We start from the raw sequence: 23,586 nt of genomic DNA on the forward strand, positions 1-23,586 counted from the left end.
CCCCGGCGTCTTAAGCGCCGGGGTGGATCGGTGGGAAGCTGGACCGCCAGGGCAGGTGGAGTTCCAGCTCCCGCTCCGAACTTGAAAATCCCTTCTTAGATGCCGGCGTTCCCGCCGTGGATTTTGATACTTCCGTTTACATTGCTGAGCTCAACGCGGGTCGTACCCGAGCCGAGCGTCGTATCGAGATCCGATCCTACCCAACCTTTGTGAATAGGTAATTGAAAGTCACTCGAGATGCTGCCACTCACGGTGCTGGCACTGAGGTGCGCATTGGCATCTTTCGGCATCGCGAGTTCGACGTGACCGTTCACGCTCGAGAGCTTTACGCGGCGTGCGGAGTTCAGGTCTACGAGTTCGCTCGAGACGCTGCCGTTTACGGTTGAAAGTTCCACGTCACCGGTGAGTCCGCGGGCTGAGATGGCGCCATTTACGGACGCGCCGTGCACTTCGCCCTTCACACCATCAATGTCGAGCTTGCCGTTGACGAGATCAATCTTGTCGAGGCGCGCGCTGCGCGGGACGTGGAGTTGATACTCGACGTTTGCTGGATTGTTGTTGGTGCGATGTTCGGGATAATGCGTCTCGATATGAATGCGGTCGTTGGAGGCATCCACGCGAATCTCAGCTTCGTTGAGCTTCTCTTGCGTGTTCGCGGTCTTTACAGCGTCGAGCTGGACCTCGTTGCGGTCCCAGGCCGTGATCTCAACGGAGCCGTTGATATTGCTCAAGGAAACGTTGATGTTGGGTGAAGCGGGATAGGTCTTGTGAAATTCATCGCGAAACTGCGCCGCCGCGGCGGACAGGGCAGATGCGAGCACGACGAGCAGCGAGGCAGCAGCGAGGGCTGTCTTACGGCGCCATTGAAACATGAGTACCCTCCGGAGTCATGCGAAGCACGTGTGCTTCCCGTGAGACACCTTTGAATACGAATAAGTTAGCGCGATTGTTCCTTGTTTTCGTGTCGAGGGACGAACAGCACTGTTCGCGGGTGGACAGTGCTCGGATATGACGCGAAACGCAGCGCTAGTCTTTGAGCTGGAAGCGAATCAGGTGGTAAAACGCTGCCACGCCATCGGTCCAATTGATCTTCTTACCCTCGGCATAAGTACGGCCGTGATAGACGATGGGGACCTCGTAGATGCGCGCTTTGAGCTTCGCGAGTTTCACCGTGAGTTCGGTTTCGAAGCTGAAACGATCGCTCTTCAGGTTAAGGCGATTGAACAGATCGCGAGTCAGGACCTTGTAGCAGGCGGTGACGTCGTTGAGCGCGAGGCCAGTGAGCATGTTGCAGGTGATGGAGAAGACACGATTCAGAACGAAGCGGTAGAAACGCGGAACGCGATGCGATCCGTAGTGGAAGCGGTTGCCGAAGACGGCGTCGGCATGACCGTCCAGCAAGGGCTTGAGCAGGGCCGGGTAGTCGGCCGGATCGTATTCGAGGTCGGCATCCTGCATGAGAACGAGTTCGCCGGTGCAATGTTCGAGGGCGGTGCGAACGCCGGCGCCCTTTCCCTTGTTCATTTCATGCAGAACCACCTTGACCGTGATGCCTTGCTTGCCGAAAAGTGAGGGAAGATCCATCTCCTGGAGGAACTCACGGGTGCCGTCGGTGGAGAAATCATCCACGATCACCATCTCTTTGTGCAGTTCGCCGATGGGCTGGCGTGCGACTGCGTTGAGCAGCTGCATCACAGTGCGGCGCTCGTTGTAGACAGGGATGATGATGGACAGCGTGTGGAACACCGGCGATTGAGGCTCGGTTGTAGCCAGCGATTCGGGCACAGTTGTGTCCTCGGTATCCGGCCGAGTTTGTGAAACCAAGAAGACCCCCAGGATCAGAGTGACCGGATCAAGCGGATGCCGGTAGCGCGGATTCGGGAAAGTAATATAGTAAACCGCCGGGTAGAAAATCAGAAGACAGGCGAAGAGCCCGGCGGCGTGAATGCGCTTCTTGAGCGCGAGAAAACAGCCCCACCATCCGAGGCATGCCGTCGCGAGATAGCCCGCATTTTTCAATTCTTCTTCGTAAAAAACTTTTGAGATACGCGGGGGTCCGCTCCAGAAATAGACGAAGCGGCGGAAGGTCAGCACCGCGAATCTTTCTTTGTGCGCTTTGATCCAGGCGACCGTGTCTTTCTGGGTCTGCGCAACGTAGGCGACTTCACCCATGGCTTTGTAACGCTGATAGACCGGGATGCCTTGCGTGGGATGCGCGAGGGCGACCCAGAGGCCTTCAGCCATGTCGTTGTTGCCGCAATGTAACTCGACACCGAAGTTTCCGCGCAGTAGGAACGGTTTGTGGAAGACGCGATCGTTGCGTATCAGCCAGGGCGAGAGCACGGCGAAGAAGACGATCGCGCTGGCAAGCGCCGGCAGGAACCACGACTTCCGTTGCTGATGCAATTTGTAGACGAGCCATAATCCGGCAAATGGAGTGAACGAGCAGATGGATGTGTTTGTGAGTGCGACGAATCCCCAGAGTGCGCCCCAGAAAATCCAGCGGCCGAAGCGATCGTCGCCTTCCATCTTGAGCGTGAGCAGAATGAGCGCGGTGAGCAGGAAGGTCGAAAGACTTGTCTCCCACACCATGCGTACGCCCCAGTAGGCGAGGTTCGGCAGGAAGACCCAGAGCCAACCTGACCACACGGCAACGGTCTCGTTGAACATCCGCTGGGCGATGCGGTAGACCGTCCACGCGGTGAGGGCGGAGAAAAAGCTGTTGAAGGTCAGCAGCGCGAAGGACGCGGAGCGCGTGTAGAGACCGAAAATCTTGAAAGCGCCGGCAACGATGTACGGATACACCGGCGCGGCCCAGGCGGTGGGCCCGGTATCGCCGTAAAACGGTGAGGAGAATCCGTGGCCGGTCGCGATGGATTGGGCGATGCGGCCGATCTCCCAGCCGAACGAAAAATTTTCGTCGTTGGCGCGGAACTTGTAGGTGTGCGCTAGCCAGATGTAGAGCACACGAGCGACAAAGCCGATTAGCACCATCCAAAATGGGGAGTGAGTCCAGCGCTCGGAGGGCGCAGAGTAGGCCTTTCTCGCGGCTCCGGCTCTGAGGGTCGTGTCGGCTGAGGTCATCAGGCAGTGTCTATTGTCTCGAATTCCTCACGTTTCCAGCAACTTGCAGGGCACTTATGGGTAGTAACGACTTCTGTGCGTTGCGTCACGTCTGGTGTGTGACGGGAATCACCGACCATTGAGACATATCGCCGTAATTTGAATGTGGGGTTGAAACCGAACCCGAAAGATTAAAGCGCCAGAGGCAAGCCGGTCTTGATCGAAGGGCGCGAGGAGAGAAGCACAATGGCACACGTGATCGTCGACACCTGCGAAAAGGACATGCTCTGCATCGATTCCTGTCCGAGCAATGCTATCCACCCACTAAAGGAAGAAACCGAGTGGGAGGCCGCTTCGCAGCTTTATATCAACCCCGAAGAGTGCATGGACTGCGGCGCCTGCATTTCGACCTGCCCGACCAATTCGATTTACCTGGCGGAAGAAGTTCCGGCGGATAAGGCCGAGTTTGTGGCGAAAAACGCCGCCTATTACGGAAAGTAAATCGGCCTCATCCTAACGTTCCTAATGAGCCCGCGGCGCGTCCGCGGGCATCACTTTTGTTACGCGCCAGGTTGCGCGTTGAAAAATTCGGCGACTTTCACATAGAGCTCCACGGCCTCAAACAGTTCCTGCTTGCTCAGGAACTCGCGTGGAGTATGTGCGACATGGATCGAGCCGGGGCCGAGCAGAACGGGCTCGCCCCAGTTGCTCAAGCGCGGGATGTCAGTGGTGAACTTTGCCGTCATGGTCGGAATGTCGGGAACTGTGCGCAGTTTCACAAAAGGAATCTCAAGCGCGTATTCGCAGTGGGCATCGGGGGCGATAGCGGTTTCGATGTCTTTACGCAGTTGTTCAGACGGGCCGACCAGGCGAAAGAGCAGCTGGGCGCTGGCTTGGTCGGGAATGACATTTGGTGCGCGGCCGCCTTCGATCACGCCGATGTTTACCGTGCATGGACCGACCTCAGGGTTTTCTGGAAGCGGCATTTTGCGTAGGCGTTCAAGCGCATTCAGCAACTTTTCGATCGCGGATTCTCCAAGCTCCGGATAGGCCGAGTGCGCCATTTTTCCTTCCGCAATTACGTTCACACGCAGCGCGCCTTTAGAGGCGACACCGATGCGATTGTCGGTGGGCTCGCCGTTGATGAGGAACTTCGAACCCGGCGCGTGTGAATTGGCGACGTAGGCGCCGGTGCTGTCGCGTTCTTCGCCGACGACGAACAGTAGTCCGGCGTGAATGCCTTTGGTGCGCAACTTCTCAGCGGCGTCGATTTGCGCGGCGATGATGCCCTTGGCATCGCAAGCTCCGCGGCCGTAGATGTTCTTCTCGTCCTCGGACGAGGGAATCCATGGAGGAACCACGTCCATGTGCGTCGAAAAGACGACCTTAGGACGTTGGTGACCGGGAGAGGTTGCCCAGACGTTAAAACGTTCTTCTTCGACCGGCATTCGCGAGACTTGGTAGCCGAGTGCCGATAGTTCGCGAACCAGGAGCTCACCCACCGGTGCTTCGTTCCCGGTAATTGATTCCACGTCAATTAGTTTTCGGGTGAGGGCGACGACGTCAAAAGACATGTCCCGAGAATACAAGCGATATGCTCGGAGATAAAGCCATCGGGAGATGGGACGCATCCTACTCCGGGTGAAAAATAACTGGCCAGTTCTCTTGGCGTTGCTGATCGCCGGACTTGTTTATGGCGTGATTGGGCTGCCGATGGCGAATGCGTATGGGCATTGGTGGCTCTCGGTGGTCTTTTATGCGGCGCTGGTGGTCGCGGCGGTTTACGCCCGCTGCAATCCCGATCCGATCCACTCAAAACTCTTTCATCGCAAGGTGCGCCGCACACCGCAAAGCCTGTGAGCCGACGGGGTAAACTGAGGTGGAGATGACGACCCATTCCACCCCAAATGCGCAAATCCGTTCGTTCTTTCTCGAAGGGCCGGCAGGGCGTCTGGAAGCGCTGCTGAACGCAGGCAAGCCGGATGCGCAATTCGCGGCGGTAGTGTGCCATCCGCACCCGTTGTACGGCGGCACCATGCACAACAAGGTGGTGTACAACGCCATGAAGGCGCTGCGCGGTTTCGGATTCCCAGTGCTGCGTTTCAACTTTCGAGGGACCGAACTGAGCGAGGGCGAACACGATTACGGCGCAGGTGAGCGCCAGGATGTCCAGACGGCCCTCGAGTGGCTGAAGCACGAATTTTCGTTGCCCCTGATCTTTGCGGGGTTTTCTTTTGGCGCTGCGGTTGGTTTGCGGGCTGCCTGTCCTGATCCGGATGTGAAAGCGTTGATCTCGCTGGGAACACCGGTGGCAGCAGAAGGACGTTCGTACACCTATGAGTTCCTCAATGAGTGCGCGAAGCCAAAATTGTTTGTTAGCGGAGACCGCGATCAGTTTGGGCCTGCGGAAAGGCTGTACGAAGTGACCGCAGCCGCGGCAGAGCCGAAAAGGTTCGTGCTCATCCATGGCGCCGATCATTTCTTTGCCGGACAACTGGAAAGCATGAAGTCGGCGATTGAGTTCTGGGTGCGCGATACGCTCCTACAACCTCAGCGTCAGTAATCAAGAGCAGCTTCGAATCTGGCTATAATGTGTCTCCTATGGGGAATGCGCAGGACGCCTCAGGGCCGCTCATTTCGGGGATTTCGGCGCATTTTCGTGGCGTCGCGCGTGAGATTTTCCAGCATGCGCTGACCGAATCCAGCATCCGCAAAGCTTTCGATCGTCACGTGAGTCTCGATCGTGGCATTTTGCGCGTGGGCGAAGACCTGTTCGATCTCGGATCGTTCTCGCGCATCTTCGTGGTCGCGATGGGGAAGGCAGCGCACACCATGGTCGAAGCGCTCATGACCCACCTGGGTGCGGGAGTGACCGGCATTGTCGCGTGCTCGACGGATCCGGTGACGCAAGTCTTCGGGTTCCGCTATTACCGCGGCGGCCATCCGATGCCGAACAGCGACTCCGTGCGCGCAGCGGAAGCGATCCTGAAATCCCTTTCTACCCATGCATCGCGTTCACTCGTGATCTTTCTGGTCAGCGGCGGGGCATCGGCGATCGTCGAGAAACCTGTGGACGACAGCATCACGCTGGAAGATCTCATCGCGACCTATAAGGTGCTGGTGCATAGCGGTGCGCCGATTCGCGAAATTAATGCCGTCCGCAAGCATCTTTCAGCCACCAAGGGCGGACGATTGGCGCTGATGGCCTCGCCCGCCCAACAGGTCTCGATCCTCGTCAGCGATGTGCCAGACGGAACGGTGGACTCACTGGCGTCGGGGCCGACGATGCCAGATACGACGACGGTCGAGGAGTGCTACGACATCGTCAAGAAACACAAGATTCTGAAGCAGTTTCCGGCGTCGGTACGTGATCTGTTCGAACGGGTTGAGTTGGAAGAAACTCCGAAGCACGGTGACGGTTCGTTCGACCGCTCGCGCTTCTGGACGATCCTGTCGAACGAAATTGCTCGCAAGCACGCAGTAGCCAAGGCGGCGATGAATGGGTTCGCCATTGAGGTGGACAACACCTGCGACGACTGGGACTACGCGGAGGCGGCGGACCATCTGCTGAAGAAGTTGCGGACACTGCGCAAAGGTGTCTCGCGCGTCTGCCTGATTTCCGGTGGCGAAGTGACGGTGAAAGTCACTGGGGAAGCGGGTGTCGGCGGCCGGAACCAGCAGTTTGCGCTCTATTGCGCCACGAAGATCGCGGACGAGGACATTACCGTCTTGAGCGCTGGGACTGACGGCATCGATGGCAATAGTCCAGCGGCGGGCGCCATTGTCGATGGAACTACTCTTGCGCGCGCATCCGCAGTTGGCCTCGATGCGCAAACCGCATTGCAGACGTTCAATGCCTACCCGCTGTTCGACGCCCTCGGAGACGCGATCGTTACCGGACCGACCGGAAACAATATTCGCGACCTGCGAATCCTGCTGGCGTACTAGCGCTTATTCTTTCGCGAAAATCTTCGTTTTGCCTTCTTCCAGCACCAGCATTTTATTCAGGATGCCGCGCGATTCTGCGTCGGAGAGAAGGCGGTCGAGCGGTTCTTCCATGGGCTCGTGGGAAAGCCGAAAGGTGCCATAGTGCATGGGGATCATGCAGTGGGCCTTGAGATCGATAAAAGCCTGCACTGCGTCTTCCGGGCTGGCATGGACGTTGCGGAAGGACTCAGGATGGTAGGCACCAATTGGCAGCAGGGCGATCTTCGGATGCAGTCGCGTGCCGATCTCATGGAAGCCGTCGAAGTAAGCGGTGTCTCCTGAGTGATAGAGCGCGTGCTGGCCGGACTTGAGCACGAAACCGCCGTAACCGCGATGCATATCGCGAATGATGCGCGCGCCCCAATGTCGGGACGGCGTATGCGTGATCTCGACGCTGCCAAACTTCACCGACTGCCACCACTCGAGTTCGACGACGCGCTCCATGCCGAGATCGGAGACCAGGTCTTCAACATGGTGCGGCACGACAATCGTCGGACGCTTTCCGAACCGGCGGTAGTTCGAACGGGCAATGGCCCGCAAAGACGGACGGTGTAGATGGTCGAAGTGCGCGTGCGAAACGAGGATCAGGTCGATCGGCGGCAAGTCCGAGATGCGAACACCGGCGCGGCGTAAACGTTTCAGGACGAAGATCCAGGGTGCGTAGTTCGGGTCGATCAGTATGTTTTTCCCGCCGAGCTGGATCAGGAAACTGGAATGGCCAATGAAAGTGATGCCGAGTTCGTGCGCCTTGGCATGAATCGGCTGGTGGGCGACGCCGGTCCGTGGGGTGACAACGGAGTGCCGCACGAGTTTGCCAAACTGTTTGGCTTTCTTGCGGATAGTAATCTTCAACATGAACCACTTATTAGACGCAGAGAAGGGTAGTCGCGATGCGTCTGGGATGCAACTCCGACGCGGTGGCCCAACGCAATGCCGCTTTCGGTTTAGTTTTCAACACTGTTGTGCAAAAGATTGTGGAAATATCGCCCCAAATTCACGAACGTGCAACATTCATGCCCCTTCGACCATGTTGCACCATCGGGGGTGCGAGTTTGGCACGCGAACTTCTTTGGAATTTTCGGTGCAGTGTTAGGCTGCTGACGTGAAAGTCCGCCTTGACAAGCTTCTGGTAGAACGAGCGCTTGTTCCGTCGCGCGAACGCGCCCAAGCCATGATCCTTGCAGGTCGAGTGCTCGTCAACGAGCAGAAGGTCGAGAAAGCGGGTGCAAATGTCGAGGATGATTCCGCCATCCGGCTACTTGGCGATGATCTTCGTTACGTTGGCCGCGGCGGACTGAAACTTGAGCGCGCGCTGCAGCATTGGAACATTGAGGTTCGCGGACGCACTTGCATGGATATTGGCGCTTCAACCGGTGGCTTTACCGACTGCTTCCTGCAACACGGAGCCGCTCACGTGATTGCCGTGGATACCGGATTTGGCCAGATTGATGCCAAGTTGCGCGCCGACGAACGCGTGCATCTCCTCGAGCTGACCAACGCTCGCTATCTCACACGAGAGCAGGTTGAGGAAGTTGCTCCCGGAAGAGTGCTGCCGGATATCGCTGCCATGGACGTGTCGTTTATCTCTGCTACACTCGTGCTTCCGGCGGTAATAGCGGTGTTGCGCGACGCGCCCAGTGAGCGAAAGCAGCTGGTGGTGCTGGTAAAACCGCAGTTCGAAGTGGGCCGGGAAAAGATTGGCAAAGGCGGAATCGTTCGCGATGCAGCTGCCCAGCAACTCGCGCTCGAGAAAGTGAAAGAGTGCGTTGCGGAACTGCGGGGCCGCGGTTTGGACACCATCGAATCCCCGATCCTGGGAGCGGAAGGCAACCGCGAGTTCCTACTGTACGCTGAGCTATAAACGATGAAGACGGTCGCTGTCCTATCGAAACCATCGAAGCCGGAACTCTCGGAGATCATTCCGCCGCTGCAGGAGTGGCTCGGACAGCATGGCTACGAAGTCATCTTCGACCAGCAGAGCGCCATTTACGTGAGCGGCATCCACGGCGTTGAGCGGGCGAAGATCGCTGCGATGCATCCGGAGTTTGCGATTGTGCTCGGCGGTGACGGCACACTGCTTTCGGCGGCCCGCGCCGTTGCCCCTGCGGGAATTCCGATTCTCGCTGTGAATCTTGGGTCGTTGGGCTTTCTCACCGAAGTTCCCCTGCAAGATATGTACAGCACGCTCGAGCGCGTGATCGCCTGCAATTGTCCGCTCGACGAGCGAACCATGCTGGCGTGCGACCTCATCCGCGACGGCCAGGTGCTGCACTCGTATACCTCTCTGAACGATGTTGTGGTGAACAAAAGCGCTATCGCGCGACTGGTCGGATTCGATGTCTCGATTGATGGCCGGTTCGTATTCAACTACAAGGCAGATGGCGTGATCGTCGCGACGCCAACCGGATCTACTGCGTATTCGCTCGCAGCCGGCGGTCCCGTGCTGATGCCCGCGGTTGGGGCGTTCCAAATTACTCCGGTCTGCCCGCATTCGCTTACTCATCGACCGGTGGTCGTGCCGGAAACGGCGACCATCTCCATCGTCGTACGCAGCAATGGGGAAGCGGCCTTCCTCACCATCGATGGGCAGGTTGGTCAGCCTTTGAAAGAGGGCGATGAGATTGTTTGTCGCAAGGCCGACCATGCCGTGAAGCTGCTGCAAATGCGGCAGTCGTTCTTCAAGGTGCTTCGCGAAAAGCTGAAGTGGGGCGAACGCGAATGAAAAGAGCGGTGCCCCACCGCTCTTTCTCGTGAATATTCGTCTCGCTATTTCTGTGGCACCACCTGCAGGTTGTTCTTCACCTCGAAGATTCCCGACACGCTGTTTGCGCGAATTCCGGCGGTGTCTTTGTCGCCTTGGTTGTCTACCACGCCTTCGAGGCTCACGTGACCGCTTTTCACGATGATGCGAATCGGCTTAATGGTACCGAGGTCGTACTTCTGCAGTGATGGAAAACCGTAGATCGCCTTGAAGAGCCGGATGCGAAGCTGATCGTCCATTGAAGACGGCGGCAGCACTTCAATCTGGTTGGTGACCGATTCCACACCCTCGATGCGCTTCACCGAATTCTCGGCGTCAGACTTCGTAACTGGTTTCACGACGGCGCCGGTGAGAGTCACGTTAGCGCCATTTACTTGGTAGCCGATGACATCGAACACACCGTACCAGGGAAGCATCAGGATCTCGTGGCGCACCTCGCGCTTGATGCGATCTTCGGTTTGCGGTGAGGTTTGACTCGGTGATGTTGCTTGCTGCGCCGTCGACAGCGCCGCCAAGCAAAACGAAAGCAGAACAGCCGCAACTGTTTTCCGAATTGACATTGATTCATCCCTCCAGAACCTACGATGCGAAAAAGCTCGCTTCTGTTTGAGGCCCCCCGGCGTGCGGAATTGAACAGACCTGGAAACGTGAGCAGCGCCGCCATTTACACCGGTTCGGCAAAGCACTACCATTTCAAGGTTATGCCCGTTGATACCGAAACATCTAGCTATACTCCCGTCAAAGCGCCACGTGGTAACACCATTTCCTGCAAGGGCTGGCAGCAAGAAGCTGCCATGCGCATGCTCATGAACAACCTCGACGAAGAGGTAGCCGAGCGCCCTCGCGACCTGGTTGTGTATGGGGGCACCGGCCGCGCAGCCCGCAGTTGGGACTGCTTCCACGCCATCGTGAACACGCTTAAGTCTCTCGACAACGACGAGACTCTGCTGGTGCAATCCGGGAAGCCGGTTGCGGTGTTCCGGACGCACGAATATGCGCCGCGTGTGCTCATCTGCAACTCGAACCTTGTCGGGCATTGGTCGAATTGGGACAAGTTCAACGAGCTCGAACGTGCCGGTTTGACGATGTATGGCCAGATGACCGCCGGCTCGTGGATCTACATCGGATCGCAGGGCATCATCCAGGGCACTTTTGAGACATTTGCTGCCGCGGCCGAGAAGCACTTCGGTGGTGAACTTGAAGGGAAGCTGATTGTGAGCGGCGGTATGGGAGGCATGGGTGGCGCTCAGCCACTGGCAGCAACCATGACCGGCGCGTGCTTCCTTGGCATTGATGTTGATCCCGAGCGCATCAAGAAGCGCCTGAAGACGGGCTACTGCGACTTCATGGTCAACTCGCTTGACGAAGCGCTCCGCATCCTGAAGAACGCCGTTCGCAAAAAAGAGAACATTTCTGTCGGTCTTGTCGGCAACTGCGCCGATGTGATTCCGGAACTAGCCGAGCGCGGCGTGGTGCCCGACATCCTTACCGACCAGACGTCGGCGCATGATCCGCTGAACGGGTACGTTCCGAATGGCATGACGTTCGAAGCAGCGCTGGAGCTTCGCAAGAGCGATCCGCATGCGTACAACGAGCGTTCGCTGGATTCAATGGCGCGCCACGTCGAGGGCATGCTCAAGCTGCAGAAAATGGGCGCTGTCACCTTTGACTACGGCAACAACATTCGGACGTTCGCCTTCCAGCGCGGCGTTAAGAACGCGTACGACTTCCCGGGTTTTGTGCCGGCGTACATTCGTCCTCTGTTTTGCGAAGGCCGCGGACCGTTCCGCTGGGTAGCGCTCTCGGGTGAGCCGTCGGACATTCATGTGACGGACGAGCTGATCCTTCAGATGTATCCGCAGAACCGCATTCTGAGCCGCTGGATCGATCTTGCGCGCAAGCGGATCAAGTTCCAGGGACTGCCGTCGCGCATCTGCTGGCTCGGCTATGGCGAGCGCGCCGAGTTCGGGCTCGCAATGAACGACCTCGTAAAGAAAGGGAAGATCAAGGCCCCGATCGTCATCGGCCGCGACCACCTCGACTGCGGCTCGGTGGCATCGCCGTTCCGCGAAACCGAAGCCATGAAAGACGGTAGCGATGCGATCGCCGATTGGCCGCTGCTCAACGCGCTGCTGAACACTGCGAGCGGAGCTTCGTGGGTCTCGATTCACAACGGAGGCGGCGTAGGCATTGGCTATTCGCAACACGCCGGCCAGGTGACAGTCGCCGACGGAACCGACGAGATGGCGAAGCGCATCGAGCGGGTGCTTACTAACGATCCGGGCATTGGTGTGGCACGGCACGTGGACTCCGGCTACGACGAAGCCAAGAGCTTCGCGAAAGAAAAGGGCGTCAAGATTCCGATGGGACAGTAGTTTCATTCGGCACGGCGGCGATGAACTGCCGTGCCTTTCTCTATGCCAAAAGACTCCGCCATCCTCCTCCGCGATATCCGCCAGCTTCTCACCTTGCGCTCGCCGTCCGCGAAAGTTGGACCGCGCCGCGGGAAAGAGCTTTCGGAACTCGGCGTTATTGAAAATGGCGCTGTCCTGGTGCGCGATGGAGAGTTCGTCGCGGTGGGTACGACGCGCGAGGTGCTGCGCATCGCCAAACGTGAAGCGAAGAAAGTTCAGGAGATTTCGTGCCGCGACCAAGTCGTTCTACCGGGTTTTGTTGATTCACACACGCATCCCGTTTTCGCTGCGCCACGGCTGATTGATTTCGAGAAGAGGATCACCGGAGCGAATTACGAACAGATCGCGGAAGCGGGCGGCGGTATTCGTTCGAGCATTCGCGGGGTGCGCGAGTCATCGCGCAGCGTGCTGACTGCGAAAGTGCTTGGAGCTTTTGAAGAAATGGCCGCGCACGGGACGACGACCATCGAGGCGAAGAGCGGCTACGGTCTTGATTTCGATTCGGAGATCAAGTCGCTCGAAGCGATTCGCAGCGCAGCGAGGAAATTCGGCGGGACAGTCATCGCAACATTGCTCGGCGCACACACGGTTCCTCCCGAACATCGTGCTAAACCTGAGAAATACGTTCGTATCATTTGCGAAGAAATGATCCCCACTGCTGCGCGCAAGAAGCTCGCGAAATACGTGGATGTCTTCTGCGAGCGTGGCGCGTTCACGCCAGAGCAGTCGGAACGGATCCTGCGCACCGCGCGCGATCATGGTCTGGAAGTACGCGCGCACGTGAATCAGCTAACCGAAGTTGGTCTCGAGCGCTTCGATCAGTTCGCGCCCGCATCGTACGATCACATGGACAAGGTAAGTGCCGGCGACATCCAACGCCTCTCTAAGGCCGACATGATCGCGACGCTACTGCCTGCTGCGAACTATTTCCTTGGCCTTAGCGAATATCCACCAGCCCGAAAGCTCATTGATGCTGGAGTGGCGGTCGCGCTCGCCACCGACTACAACCCCGGCACCGCTCCCACCGCGAGCATGCCATTCGTACTCTCTGCCGCATGCACCCACATGAAGCTCTCGCCGGCTGAAGCTATCGTCGCGGGGACTTTCAATGGAGCATGCGCATTGCGCTTGCAGGGCAGCAAGGGGAGCATCGAGCCCGGCAAAGATGCCGACCTGGCAATCTTTGATGCCGACAACTATCGCGAGGTCCCCTACTGGTTCGGCGTGAACCGCTGCTCGGCAACCATGCTGAACGGCAGCTTCTTTCTTCCCGCGAACCACTCGAAAGTGTAAGCGCGCGAACCCAAGTAATTTTCATTTATAGTTCTTGCATACTTTTCCGTGCTCGCATCGACATTTTCATGCATCCGAAAGGCCTGATGAAGAAGCTTCTGTTGCTGTTCGCTCTTATGACTGCGGCGACGTTCTGCTCCGCGCAGCGTCTGCCCGGCAACGTTGTTCCCGATCATTATTCGCTGAAGTTCGCGCCCGATTTTTCCAGCAGCACTTTCCAGGGCGACGAGACCATTGACGTGCGGGTTCTCTCCGCAACCGATGCCATTGTCCTCAACGCTCTTGAACTGGAAATCAAATCTGCGACAGTGACGGTTGCCGGCAAGGAGCTCACAGCCAGCGTCACCGCGGATGCCGAGAACGAGACCGTCACGCTGCACGTTCCCTCGCAACTCACGGTAGGCTCAGCCACGATCCACATCGGATATACCGGCCGACTGAACGACAAGCTCCGCGGTCTCTATCGCAGCGAAGCCAATAATCGCCGCTACGCCGTGAGCCAGTTCGAGGCCGTGGATGCCCGGGTCGCCTTCCCATCCTTCGACGAGCCTTCTTATAAGGCGACTTTCGACATCACGACCGTCGTGGACCAAGGCGACACTGCCATCTCGAATGGCCGCATCGTGAGCGATGAGCCCGGTCCGGCAGGGAAGCACACCATCAAGTTCTCGACCACGCCGAAGATGTCGAGCTATCTCGTAGCGCTCACCGTCGGTGACTGGAAGTGCATCTCTGGCGAGCAAGACGGCATCGCGCTTCGCATTTGCTCGGTGCCCGGCAAGGAACAGCAGGGAGCGTTCGCTCTCGAGGCGACCAAGGCGATTCTGCATTTCTACAATCAGTACTTCGGGATCAAGTATCCCTATGGCAAGCTCGACCAGATCGCAGCTCCTGACTTCGAAGCCGGCGCGATGGAGAACACCGCCGCCATCGTCTATCGAGAGAGCGCGCTGCTGCTCGATCCTGCAAAAGCATCGGTTAACGATCAGAAGGAAATTTCATCGGTCATCGCGCATGAGATGGCGCACCAGTGGTTCGGCGATCTCGTCACCATGAAGTGGTGGAACGACATCTGGCTGAATGAGGGTTTTGCCACTTGGATGGAGAGCAAGCCGGTCGCAGCGTGGAAGCCCGAGTGGCAAATCTCGCAGGACGATGTTCTCGGCTCCAGCTCCGCGCTCAACACCGACTCAACGCAGAACACCCGCCCCATCCGCCAGCAAGCGGAAACCCGCAACGAGATCAACGCGCTGTTCGACGGCATCGCTTATGGCAAGACTGCCGCCGTCCTGCGGATGCTCGAGGGCTACATCGGTCCAGAAGTCTTCCGCAAAGGCGTAAACAGCTATCTGGAAGCGCACAAGTACGGCAACGCTACCGCCGAAGATTTCTGGGGCGCGATGGCGAAGGCCTCAGGTCGACCGATCGACAAGCTCATGCCGACGTTCGTCACGCAGCCCGGAGCGGCATACATCGCGCTAACGGACAAGTGCGAGAACAACGAGACTGTCGGTACGATCACCCAGCAACGCTTCTACTCCTCGCCGAAGCTCATGCAGAGCACGTCTGACCAACTCTGGCAGGTGCCGGTCTGCAGCAACGAAATCGGCGGAGCAGGAACCGCCAGTTGCGAATTGCTGACGCAGAAGCAGCAGTCGTTCAAGCTCAAGGGCTGCGGCCATGGCGTTATGGGGAACTCGAAGGGTAGTGGCTACTATCGTTATAGCTTCGATCCCGCCGAGTACCAGTCGCCGAACTTCAAGATGGAAGAACTGCCTGAAGAAGACCAGGTCTCGCTGGTTGGCAACGAAGGCGCACTGCTCGCCGCCGGGGTTCACCACATCCAGGACTTCATGGCCATGACGGAGAAGTTCCGCGGCGTCCCCACGTACGGCGCAGTGAGCGAACTCGCGGACCACCTGACTTTCGCCGACCGGCATCTGGTCTCCGACCAGGACCGCGAACAATTCCGGTCGTGGGTGCGCAGCGTGTTCAAGCCGACTCTCGAGAAGGTCGGCACGGTTTCGTCTAAATCTGACACTCCGGGCCAGCGCAACACGCGAGCGACGCTCGTAGAACTTCTCGGCAACGTCGGCGAAGATCCCGATGCCATCGCCCTCGCGAAGCAGACGGTCAACGCCTACATGCAGGACCCTGCGTCGGTGGATACCACCCTCGTGGACGCGTCGTTCCCAGTTGCTGCCGCACACGGCGATGCCTCGCTCTACGACATCTTCCTCGCGAAAACGAAGCAGGCTTCGTCACCGCAGGACTACTACCGTTACGTTCACGCACTTCGCGACTTCCGCGATCCGGTGCTGCTCAAACGCACCCTCGAGTGGACCCTCGGTCCCGAAGTTCGCAACCAGGACCTTCGGGGTCTCGTCGGCGTGCTCTCGAATCCCGCCGGCCAGCAATTGACCTGGGATTTCATTCGACAACGCTGGAGTGACATTCAGAACAAGGCCGGACAAAGCATCGTGGGCGCGCAATTGGCGTATTACGCGATTGGGGTCTTCTGCGATGCGGAGCATGCGAAGGAAGCGCAGTCCTTCATTGATCAGCACCGCGTTCAGGGTTTGGATCGCATCGCGCGCCAGCAGATGGAGCGCGTTGGTCAGTGCATTGACCTCCGCCAGCGCGAAGAACCCAATCTCGCGCGCTTCCTTCAGAAGTCAGGGAACGGCAGCGGGCAGCACTAGAAATCGGCGGCGGGTCGGCCTTCACCGGCCCGTTGGTCGGTTCCGCCAGTTTGAAGCAGGCGAGTTTTGCCTGTTATAATTCTCCTGTTCGCACGCACTGATATCTTCCGGCGTTTTCGTCGTAAGCCCACCCATCGTGCTGCACTTGCAGTGGCCAGGTAGCTCAGCTGGTAGAGCAGCGGACTGAAAATCCGCGTGTCGGCGGTTCAATTCCGTCCCTGGCCACCATCTCTCCCCATCTTCGGTACTTTCCGATGCTGTCCGGTTTTTCCCATTGACTTCTGAATGGTCGCTCAGTACAAGAGACGCGTGTGGGGTCGGGGCCAAATTGTGTTCGCGTAGGCCCTTCTGTGTGTTGACTCCGCGCTACTTCAGTCCCCGGGAGAGGATCCAATGTCAGGTCAATCGAATGTGGAACGCCTGCAAGCAGCGGGTGTGATCGGAAGCGGCCCCGTCGCCGATCATCATGCGGAAAAGATCAACAGTCTGAGCGATGACGAAGTGAATACATTGATCACCGTTCGCAAGAAGATGGGTGATACTGACGATGCTTCCGACCATCTCCGTCCCAACTTCTTCGTTTAGCCAGTTTTAGATTTGTGAGATTCACGGGATGAGCCAGGCCACGCACGTCGCTGCATCGAATAGCTCCATTCTTTCGACCAAGATCGCGCTGGCTCATCCACGTTTGGATTTTTCCGCGCGACGCTTCTGGAAGCATCCCGACCTCCACATCCTTCTGCCGAAGTTCTATCTCGAACTCTATGCCGTCGTGCGCGGCGGGCTTTCCGTCATGGAAATCGCACAGCGCCGGGCCGAAGAACTTTCAGCAAACGATCCCGTCGCCGCCATCCTCGCCGACTACTACGCCAAGCACCTTGTCGAGGAACGAGGTCACGACGAATGGTTGCTGGAAGACATGGAACACTGCGGCATTGATCGCCAACATGCGATCGAGCGCATTCCGTCCGGCGCCGTTGCGGCACTGATTGGCGCGCAGCAATTTTGGGTGTTGCAGGAACACCCAGTTGCGTTCCTTGGCTATGTCTCCGTCGTCGAAGGCAATCCTCCGGTTCAAACTCACATCAACGAAATTCGCGATGCCACCGGCTACCCGGATGCATCCTTCCGCTCATTGCGAGAGCATGCCGACGTCGATACCGGGCACGCTGCCGAGCTTCGTGGTCTCATTGACTCCCTGCCGCTTTCGCCGCGGCACCACCGACTCCTCGGACTGAGTGCCTTCGAAACCGTCGGCGGGCTGGCTCGCATCTTCGATCAGCTCTGTGGCGAGTGACGGGAACGCCGTGGAAACGCCTGATTTCGTGCCGTTTTTGACTGTCATTTACCGCTGACGTAAGATGCGCAAATCGTGATCGGGCAGATCGTTTCTCATTACCGCATCGTCGAACAGATCGGCGGCGGCGGCATGGGTGTGGTGTACAAAGCCGAAGACACGCGGCTGCACCGCCTCGTGGCGCTCAAGTTTCTGCCCGAAGATGTCGCCGAAGACACGGCCACGCTGGCTCGCTTCCAACGCGAGGCCCGTGCCGCGTCTGCCCTGAACCACCCCAACATCTGCTCCATCTTCGACATCGGCGAACAGGAAGGCCGCGCCTTCATCGCCATGGAATATCTCGACGGCGTGACCCTGAAGCACCTGATCGGACGCTCGCCGGTGGAAATGAGCAAGCTCCTAGGCCTCGCCATCGAGATCGCCGACGCACTCGACGCCGCGCATACCCAAGGCATCGTGCATCGCGATATCAAGCCGCCCAACATCTTCGTCACCAAGCGCGGTCATGCCAAGATTCTCGACTTCGGTCTGGCCAAAATGTCGCAAGAGCAGGAGACCGAGTCGCGACTGGTTGCCGTCACTTCTGATGGCCTCACGGGCGAGCATCGAACTAGCCCCGGTACCACCATGGGCACAATCGCCTACATGTCACCGGAGCAGGCCCGCGGCAAGGAACTCGATGCCCGCACTGATCTGTTTTCATTCGGCGTTGTGCTTTACGAGATGTCCACCGGCACGCTCCCATTTCGCGGCGAGAGCTCAGTCGAGACATTTGAAGCAATCCTGGGTCGCGTTCCGGTCGCACCGGTTCGCTTGAATCCCGACGTACCCCACGAACTCGAGCGGATCATTTCAAAGGCGCTGGAAAAAGACCGTAACCTCCGCTACCAGTCAGCCGCCGAGATGCAAGCCGACCTCAAGCGGTTGAAGCGCGACACCGACTCGGGCACCATCATCACCGCGATCTCTGCACCGCCGGCACCCGCACCCGTGCCTACGCAGCGCCGCAAGACGCCGTTGATCGTTGGGCTCGTTGCCATCGTTGTTGTCGCCGCATTGGTGTGGGCTGGCGTCTCGTACTTCGCACGGCCCTCGGTCATCGGCGCCATCGCTGTCCTGCCCTTCGTGAACGCCGGCAACGATCCCAACACCGAGTACCTTAGTGACGGTCTGACTGACAGTCTCATCGACCGCCTTTCGAATTTGCCGAATCTGACTGTGATGTCGCGCAGCGCCGTCTTCCGCTATAAGGGACAACAGGTGGATCCGCAAACCGTGGGCCGCGATCTCCACGTTGGCGCCTTGCTCACCGGCCGCGTCATCCAGCACGGCGACAAAGTTCAGATCAACGTCGAGCTGGTGAGCGCCAAAGACGACAGCCATATCTGGGGACGCCGCTACGAAGAATCGCTCTCGCAAGCGCAATCCGTCGAGGTCCGCATCGCCTCCGACATCTCCGACCGTCTCGGGCTCCGCCTGAGTGGCGAAGCCCAGCAGAAACTCAGGAAGCAGTACACCAATAATCCTGAGGCTTATCAGCTCTACCTGAAGGGCGTGTATTGGTCCAACAAAGCCACTCGCGATTCACTCAACAAGGGCAAAGAGTACTTCGAGCAGGCGGTTAAGAACGATCCCAATTACGCGCTGCCATATACCGGTCTCGCCGTTTATTACCGCATCGCCGACGACTGGTTCATGGCGCCGCACGATTGCATGCCGAAGGCGAAAGAGGCTGCCGAGAAAGCACTGCAACTCGATCCGTCCTCGCCGCAGGCCCACACCGAGATGGGCGAGGTTTACTTCTTCTACGAATTTCGCTGGGCCGATGCAGAAAAGGAATTCCGCCGCAGCATCGAGCTAAATCCCGACTACGCCCTCGCGCACTCCGACCTTGGATGGCTCCTGACCTCCACCGGACGTGCGCAGGAAGGCATCAGCGAGAGCAAACGCGGACAGGAACTTGATCCCCTCTCTCTCGACACCAACATTTATTACGGATTGAGCCTCTACTTCACCCGCAAGTACGATGCCGCCGAGACCCAGTTCCACAAGACCCTCGACCTCGAGCCCGACTACTGGTTTGCGCACGCCTATCTCGGCCGCACTTACGCGCGTACCGGTCGCGTGAAAGATGCGATCGCCGAGCTTCAGAAGGCCGAAAAACTCTCGGAGGGGATCACGGAAACCCGCACCGGCCTCGGCGTCGCGTATGTCGCGAACGGCCAGAGCTTCGAAGCTCGCGGCATTCTCGACAAACTCATCACGCAATCGGATCCCTACGTTCCGCCCTACAATCTCGCCGAACTCTATGCTGCCCTCGGCGACAAGGACCGATCGATCGAATCGCTACGCAAGGCCTACGAGGCCCGGTCCATCTACATGACGTTCGTCAAATTCGATCCCGAACTCGAAGCGATTCGCTCCGATCCCCGTTACTCCGATTTGTTACGCGAAATGGGTTTGGATCCTTAAGGTCAAAAGCCTCTGCTCTCGAAAACAGTTGCCGAGTTTTGCGGCAGGGTAGTATGTTCGCGCGTGGTTTAAGAGTTCACGTTCGGACGGACACTCTTGGCACTCAATCCTGTTCTCGTACGAAGTACCATGGTTGCCGCTCTCGGCGGCCTTCTCTTCGGTTTCGACACCGCCGTCATCTCCGGCGCTACCCACGCTCTTACCGAAGCCTACTCGCTCTCGCCCAGTCTCCTCGGGGTTACAGTCTCGAGCGCTCTCTGGGGGACGGTTGCAGGCTCCCTTCTCGCCGGTATTCCCGCCGATCGCATCGGCCGCCGCGACAGCTTGCGCTTTATGGCGGTGCTGTATCTCGTCTCGTCGCTCGGCTGCGCCTTTGCCTGGAACTGGCCGGCGCTTCTCGTCTTCCGCGTTATCGGCGGCCTCGGCATCGGAGGCTCCAGCGTCATCGGTCCTATGTACATTGCGGAGATCGCTCCCGCCAAGTGGCGCGGACGCCTCGTCGGCTTCTTCCAATTCAATGTCGTCTTCGGAATCCTTCTCGCGTACTTCTCCAACTATCTCGTCGGACTCGGATGCTTCGGCGCAAATGAATGGCGCTGGAAGCTCGGCATTCCCGCCGTACCCGCGGCGCTTTTCCTGATCATGCTCTTCGGAATCCCGCGCAGCCCGCGTTGGCTGGTGAAGAAACAGCGCGTCCCTGAAGCCCGCGAGTCGCTGCAACTGATAGGCGAAGAAGATTACGAGAAGGAACTCCACGACATAATCGAGTCCATCGACGCCGATCACGCGCAAGGCGACAGCCTTTTTGATCGCAAATACTTGTTCCCGATCTTCCTCGCGGTTTCCATCGGCATGTTCAACCAGCTCGCCGGTATCAACGCCATCCTCTATTACCTCAACGACATCTTCGCCCAGGCCGGATTCAACAAGGTCTCCAGCGATTTGCAGGCCGTCGCCATCGGCGGCACCAATCTCCTCTTTACCATGCTCGCCATGAGCATCATTGACTACGTCGGCCGCAAGACGCTCCTGCTCATCGGCGCGGTCGGTACTGCGCTCTGTCTCGGTGGTGTCGCGTGGATCTTCCACGTCCACCAGCACCAGGGCTATCTGCTTTGGCTGCTTGTGGTCTACATCGCGTTTTTCGCTTTCTCGCAGGGCGCAGTCATCTGGGTCTACATCAGCGAGGTCTTTCCCAACCGAGTGCGCGCTGGCGGACAAAGCCTCGGCAGCTCCGCGCACTGGATCATGAACGCCATCATTGCCGGCGTCTTCCCGGCTCTCGCGGCAAAGTCCGGTTCCATTCCGTTCGCATTTTTCGCCGCGATGACGGCCATCCAGTTCTTCGTGGTGCTGTTCGTCTATCCGGAAACCAAGGGCATCACCCTCGAAGCCATGCAGAAGAAACTCGGAATCTCATGAGCAACTTCACCATTGTCGGCTTGGGAGAAATCTTGTGGGACGTCTTTCCGACCTACAAGCAACTCGGTGGTGCGCCCACGAACTTCGCGTACATCAGCAGTCTGCTTGGTGATCACGCCGTGGTCGCCAGTCGCATCGGCACCGATGACCTCGGCACCGCTGTGGTTGACCGATTGAATTCCCTGCAACTCTCCACCTCGCACCTGCAGCGCGACCTCGAGCACCCCACCGGCACGGTTCAGATCGAACTCGACTCCACTGGCCAGGCCAGTTTCGACTTCACCGCCGAAGTCGCCTGGGACTTCCTCGCATGGGATGCCGCATGGGAACAACTCGCTCAAAGTACCGACGCAGTCTGTTTTGGCACGCTCGCTCAGCGCAGTCCACAATCCCGCGTCACCATTCAGCGCTTTCTCCGCGCCACGCCGTCGAGCGCCATCCGCATCTTCGACATCAACCTTCGCCAGTCGTTTTACTCGTCCGAAGTGCTCTCTGAGTCCGCCGAACGGGCCGACATCTTAAAACTGAATCACGAGGAGGTCCTGCCGTTAATGACCTTGCTCGGCGAACATTTTGTCGATGACGACGCCGCTGCAGCATGGCTCTGCGAGCAGTTCGAACTGAAGCTCGTCTGCATCACTCGTGGCAGCAACGGCAGTCTCCTCGTAAATCAAGAAGCTCGAGACGAGCATCCCGGCTATCCCGTCGAGGTCGCCGACACCGTCGGCGCTGGCGACGCCTTCACGGCAACTCTCGTCCACCACTATCTTCGTGGTTCGTCGCTCGCCACCATGAACGATGCCGCCAATCGCATGGGTTCCTGGGTCGCGAGCAAGCCCGGCGCCACACCTGCCGCCGAGCCTGAATTCATTGACGCAGCCCGCGCGGTCCGCGATTAATGCTCAAGACCATCAATCTCGAAGAGGGATTTCCCACGGTCGAGCAAGCCCGCCAGAAAATGTTGCGCGAACTCGATCTCGCGCGCCGCGCCGGACACAAGGGTGTAAAGCTCATTCACGGCTACGGCTCCAGCGGCGTCGGCGGCGAAATCCGCTTGTCGGTTGGCCGCGCACTCCAGGAAATGAAACGCCACGGCGAAATCGCTTTCGTGATTTATGGGGAGAACTGGGGCATCAGCGACCCCGACACTTGGGCGTTGCTCAAGCTCCGTCCGTCCCTGAAGAAAGAAGAAGATCTTGGCCGCAAGAACCGCGGTATCACCGTCGTCTGGTTCTAGTTTCCCTGAGCGCGGTACCCACTCTGTGCGCTGAAAGATGTAAGTTTTAACAGGGTTGTTCGTCCACGTCCGATAGTGCTATCGGTTTGCGACCGACCTGTCCTAAACTATCTGTATGACGGCGGTTCTTTGTAAGTGCGGTCGGGCCCATGGAGTACTGGAGTTCCGAGTTCTGAAGCTACGCATGCACCATGCTCAAATGCCCTCGCGAAGGGAATTGATCATGCCCCTCACGCGCCTTCAGAACGGGCAAATGGTCGCGAGTTGCTGCTCCGAGCCACTCTGCGACATGCTGGGCGCACCCATCCTCTCCAGCGATGTCAGCACCATCAAGTTTGCGAATATCGTTGACGAAGAAGAAGACGCCAGCTAGCTCAACCGAGAAGCAGGCCCGTTACGGAAGTGTCTCCATTCCGTCACTTATCAAACCAGTTGCTCACCTCCCTTTGTGGACTAGACAGCCGTAGTCTCCCGGGGCAACATTTGCGCATCGTGAACGAGCGACGCGCCCACACCCGCTTTCCGTGCGAAGGAGTAGTAGAACTACTCTCGCCCGATCGCGCCTTGCGGACGTGGGGAATGCTCGCCGATATTTCCACCGGCGGCTTCTACGCCAACATGAGCCATCCCTTGCCAGCGAAGGCTCCGGTTCACTTCATCTTGCAGTTGCGCGATTTGAATATCGAAGGCGACGGAGTTATCGCCACGACCCACCCCGGAGTCGGAATGGGCATCGCGATCTCACTCCTCGGCCCCGCCGACCGCGTCGTATATCGTGCGCTCCTCCGCGAGATCGAGGCAGAAAGCGAGCCCGCGTCGTTTCCTCACGGAGAGGAGTGACCCGCCACACACGCGAACGTGTTCTGCATCACTGCCTATTTCGTTCCCGCCGAATATTCTGCGAATGTGGGGCAATCCCACAATCACCAAAATTAGCT

Annotated in this window: 22 protein-coding genes and 1 tRNA gene; 18 read left to right on the forward strand and 5 right to left on the reverse strand. The window is 58.4% G+C overall.

The window, feature by feature from the left end:
* Positions 1-95: 95 nt before the first annotated feature.
* Together ACID345_RS05320 and ACID345_RS26210 are read right to left on the reverse strand one after the other, a co-directional pair.
* Positions 96-872 (reverse strand): DUF4097 family beta strand repeat-containing protein, encoded by a 777-nt coding sequence (locus ACID345_RS05320; protein ID WP_011521842.1) that lies wholly within the window; start codon positions 870-872, stop codon positions 96-98.
* Between the two features lie 154 nt (positions 873-1,026).
* Positions 1,027-2,994 carry a glycosyltransferase gene (locus ACID345_RS26210; protein ID WP_187148946.1) on the reverse strand — a complete coding sequence of 656 codons (1,968 nt, stop codon included), beginning with the start codon at positions 2,992-2,994 and terminating at the stop codon, positions 1,027-1,029.
* A 315-nt stretch (positions 2,995-3,309) separates the two neighbouring features.
* On the opposite strand from ACID345_RS26210, the gene ACID345_RS05330 reads away from it, so the two are divergent.
* Entirely contained in the window at positions 3,310-3,564 is a 255-nt protein-coding gene (locus ACID345_RS05330; protein ID WP_011521844.1) for a 4Fe-4S dicluster domain-containing protein, read from the forward strand.
* A gap of 59 nt (positions 3,565-3,623) precedes the next feature.
* Here ACID345_RS05330 and ACID345_RS05335 read toward each other — a convergent pair whose 3' ends face one another.
* Positions 3,624-4,637: a M20/M25/M40 family metallo-hydrolase gene (locus ACID345_RS05335; protein WP_011521845.1), complete on the reverse strand. Its 1,014-nt coding sequence runs from the start codon at positions 4,635-4,637 to the stop codon at positions 3,624-3,626.
* 46 nt (positions 4,638-4,683) lie between these two features.
* Between ACID345_RS05335 and ACID345_RS05340 the strand changes: the two genes are divergently transcribed.
* The 3 genes from ACID345_RS05340 to ACID345_RS05350 are packed head-to-tail and all read left to right on the forward strand — an operon-like array spanning position 4,684 to position 7,011.
* Entirely contained in the window at positions 4,684-4,923 is a 240-nt protein-coding gene (locus ACID345_RS05340; protein ID WP_011521846.1) for a hypothetical protein, read from the forward strand.
* Between the two features lie 25 nt (positions 4,924-4,948).
* Positions 4,949-5,626, forward strand: coding sequence for an alpha/beta hydrolase (locus ACID345_RS05345; RefSeq protein WP_041855466.1), 678 nt, complete (start codon positions 4,949-4,951; stop codon positions 5,624-5,626).
* Between the two features lie 38 nt (positions 5,627-5,664).
* Positions 5,665-7,011: a glycerate kinase type-2 family protein gene (locus ACID345_RS05350; RefSeq protein WP_011521848.1), complete on the forward strand. Its 1,347-nt coding sequence runs from the start codon at positions 5,665-5,667 to the stop codon at positions 7,009-7,011.
* A 3-nt stretch (positions 7,012-7,014) separates the two neighbouring features.
* On the opposite strand, the gene ACID345_RS05355 is transcribed toward ACID345_RS05350, so the two are convergent.
* Positions 7,015-7,905, reverse strand: a complete 891-nt coding sequence (locus tag ACID345_RS05355; protein ID WP_011521849.1) for an MBL fold metallo-hydrolase — start codon at positions 7,903-7,905, stop codon at positions 7,015-7,017.
* A 247-nt stretch (positions 7,906-8,152) separates the two neighbouring features.
* Between ACID345_RS05355 and ACID345_RS05360 the strand changes: the two genes are divergently transcribed.
* Positions 8,153-8,911 (forward strand): TlyA family RNA methyltransferase, encoded by a 759-nt coding sequence (locus tag ACID345_RS05360; RefSeq protein WP_011521850.1) that lies wholly within the window; start codon positions 8,153-8,155, stop codon positions 8,909-8,911.
* A gap of 3 nt (positions 8,912-8,914) precedes the next feature.
* A complete protein-coding gene (locus ACID345_RS05365) occupies positions 8,915-9,772 on the forward strand; it encodes an NAD(+)/NADH kinase (RefSeq protein ID WP_011521851.1) in 858 nt (285 codons plus the stop codon).
* 44 nt (positions 9,773-9,816) lie between these two features.
* Here ACID345_RS05365 and ACID345_RS05370 read toward each other — a convergent pair whose 3' ends face one another.
* The gene (locus tag ACID345_RS05370) at positions 9,817-10,371 is read right to left on the reverse strand and encodes a BON domain-containing protein (RefSeq protein ID WP_011521852.1); all 555 of its coding nucleotides are present in this window, start codon (positions 10,369-10,371) and stop codon (positions 9,817-9,819) included.
* 69 nt (positions 10,372-10,440) lie between these two features.
* On the opposite strand from ACID345_RS05370, the gene hutU reads away from it, so the two are divergent.
* From hutU to ACID345_RS26575, 12 genes are all read left to right on the forward strand, one after another.
* A complete protein-coding gene (gene hutU / locus ACID345_RS05375; RefSeq protein ID WP_228370737.1) occupies positions 10,441-12,186 on the forward strand; it encodes a urocanate hydratase in 1,746 nt (581 codons plus the stop codon).
* 42 nt (positions 12,187-12,228) lie between these two features.
* Positions 12,229-13,518, forward strand: a complete 1,290-nt coding sequence (gene hutI, locus ACID345_RS05380) for an imidazolonepropionase (RefSeq protein WP_011521854.1) — start codon at positions 12,229-12,231, stop codon at positions 13,516-13,518.
* Positions 13,519-13,604: 86 nt separating this feature from the next.
* Complete coding sequence (locus ACID345_RS05385; RefSeq protein ID WP_041856320.1) at positions 13,605-16,220, forward strand: M1 family metallopeptidase; 2,616 nt, start codon at positions 13,605-13,607, stop codon at positions 16,218-16,220.
* A 152-nt stretch (positions 16,221-16,372) separates the two neighbouring features.
* Positions 16,373-16,448: transfer RNA gene (locus tag ACID345_RS05390), tRNA-Phe, on the forward strand.
* Positions 16,449-16,613: 165 nt separating this feature from the next.
* Positions 16,614-16,805, forward strand: coding sequence for an aroma-sacti cluster domain-containing protein (locus ACID345_RS05395; RefSeq protein WP_041855467.1), 192 nt, complete (start codon positions 16,614-16,616; stop codon positions 16,803-16,805).
* A gap of 28 nt (positions 16,806-16,833) precedes the next feature.
* Positions 16,834-17,517, forward strand: a complete 684-nt coding sequence (locus ACID345_RS05400; RefSeq protein WP_011521856.1) for an iron-containing redox enzyme family protein — start codon at positions 16,834-16,836, stop codon at positions 17,515-17,517.
* 75 nt (positions 17,518-17,592) lie between these two features.
* The gene (locus ACID345_RS05405) at positions 17,593-19,989 is read left to right on the forward strand and encodes a serine/threonine-protein kinase (RefSeq protein ID WP_011521857.1); all 2,397 of its coding nucleotides are present in this window, start codon (positions 17,593-17,595) and stop codon (positions 19,987-19,989) included.
* 96 nt (positions 19,990-20,085) lie between these two features.
* On the forward strand, positions 20,086-21,411 hold the full coding sequence (locus ACID345_RS05410; protein WP_041855468.1) for a sugar porter family MFS transporter: 1,326 nt from the start codon (positions 20,086-20,088) through the stop codon (positions 21,409-21,411).
* Entirely contained in the window at positions 21,408-22,310 is a 903-nt protein-coding gene (locus tag ACID345_RS05415) for a carbohydrate kinase family protein (RefSeq protein ID WP_011521859.1), read from the forward strand. Before ACID345_RS05410 ends, ACID345_RS05415 begins: the two co-directional genes overlap by 4 nt.
* Entirely contained in the window at positions 22,310-22,648 is a 339-nt protein-coding gene (locus ACID345_RS05420; RefSeq protein WP_011521860.1) for a Smr/MutS family protein, read from the forward strand. The genes ACID345_RS05415 and ACID345_RS05420 overlap by 1 nt, the downstream gene beginning before the upstream one ends.
* A gap of 223 nt (positions 22,649-22,871) precedes the next feature.
* On the forward strand, positions 22,872-23,021 hold the full coding sequence (locus ACID345_RS26830) for a hypothetical protein (RefSeq protein ID WP_187148947.1): 150 nt from the start codon (positions 22,872-22,874) through the stop codon (positions 23,019-23,021).
* Positions 23,022-23,140: 119 nt separating this feature from the next.
* The gene (locus ACID345_RS26575) at positions 23,141-23,488 is read left to right on the forward strand and encodes a PilZ domain-containing protein (RefSeq protein WP_187148948.1); all 348 of its coding nucleotides are present in this window, start codon (positions 23,141-23,143) and stop codon (positions 23,486-23,488) included.
* The last annotated feature ends 98 nt before the right edge of the window (positions 23,489-23,586 follow it).

The organism is Candidatus Koribacter versatilis Ellin345, from assembly GCF_000014005.1.
Lineage (GTDB): Bacteria > Acidobacteriota > Terriglobia > Terriglobales > Acidobacteriaceae > Korobacter > Korobacter versatilis_A.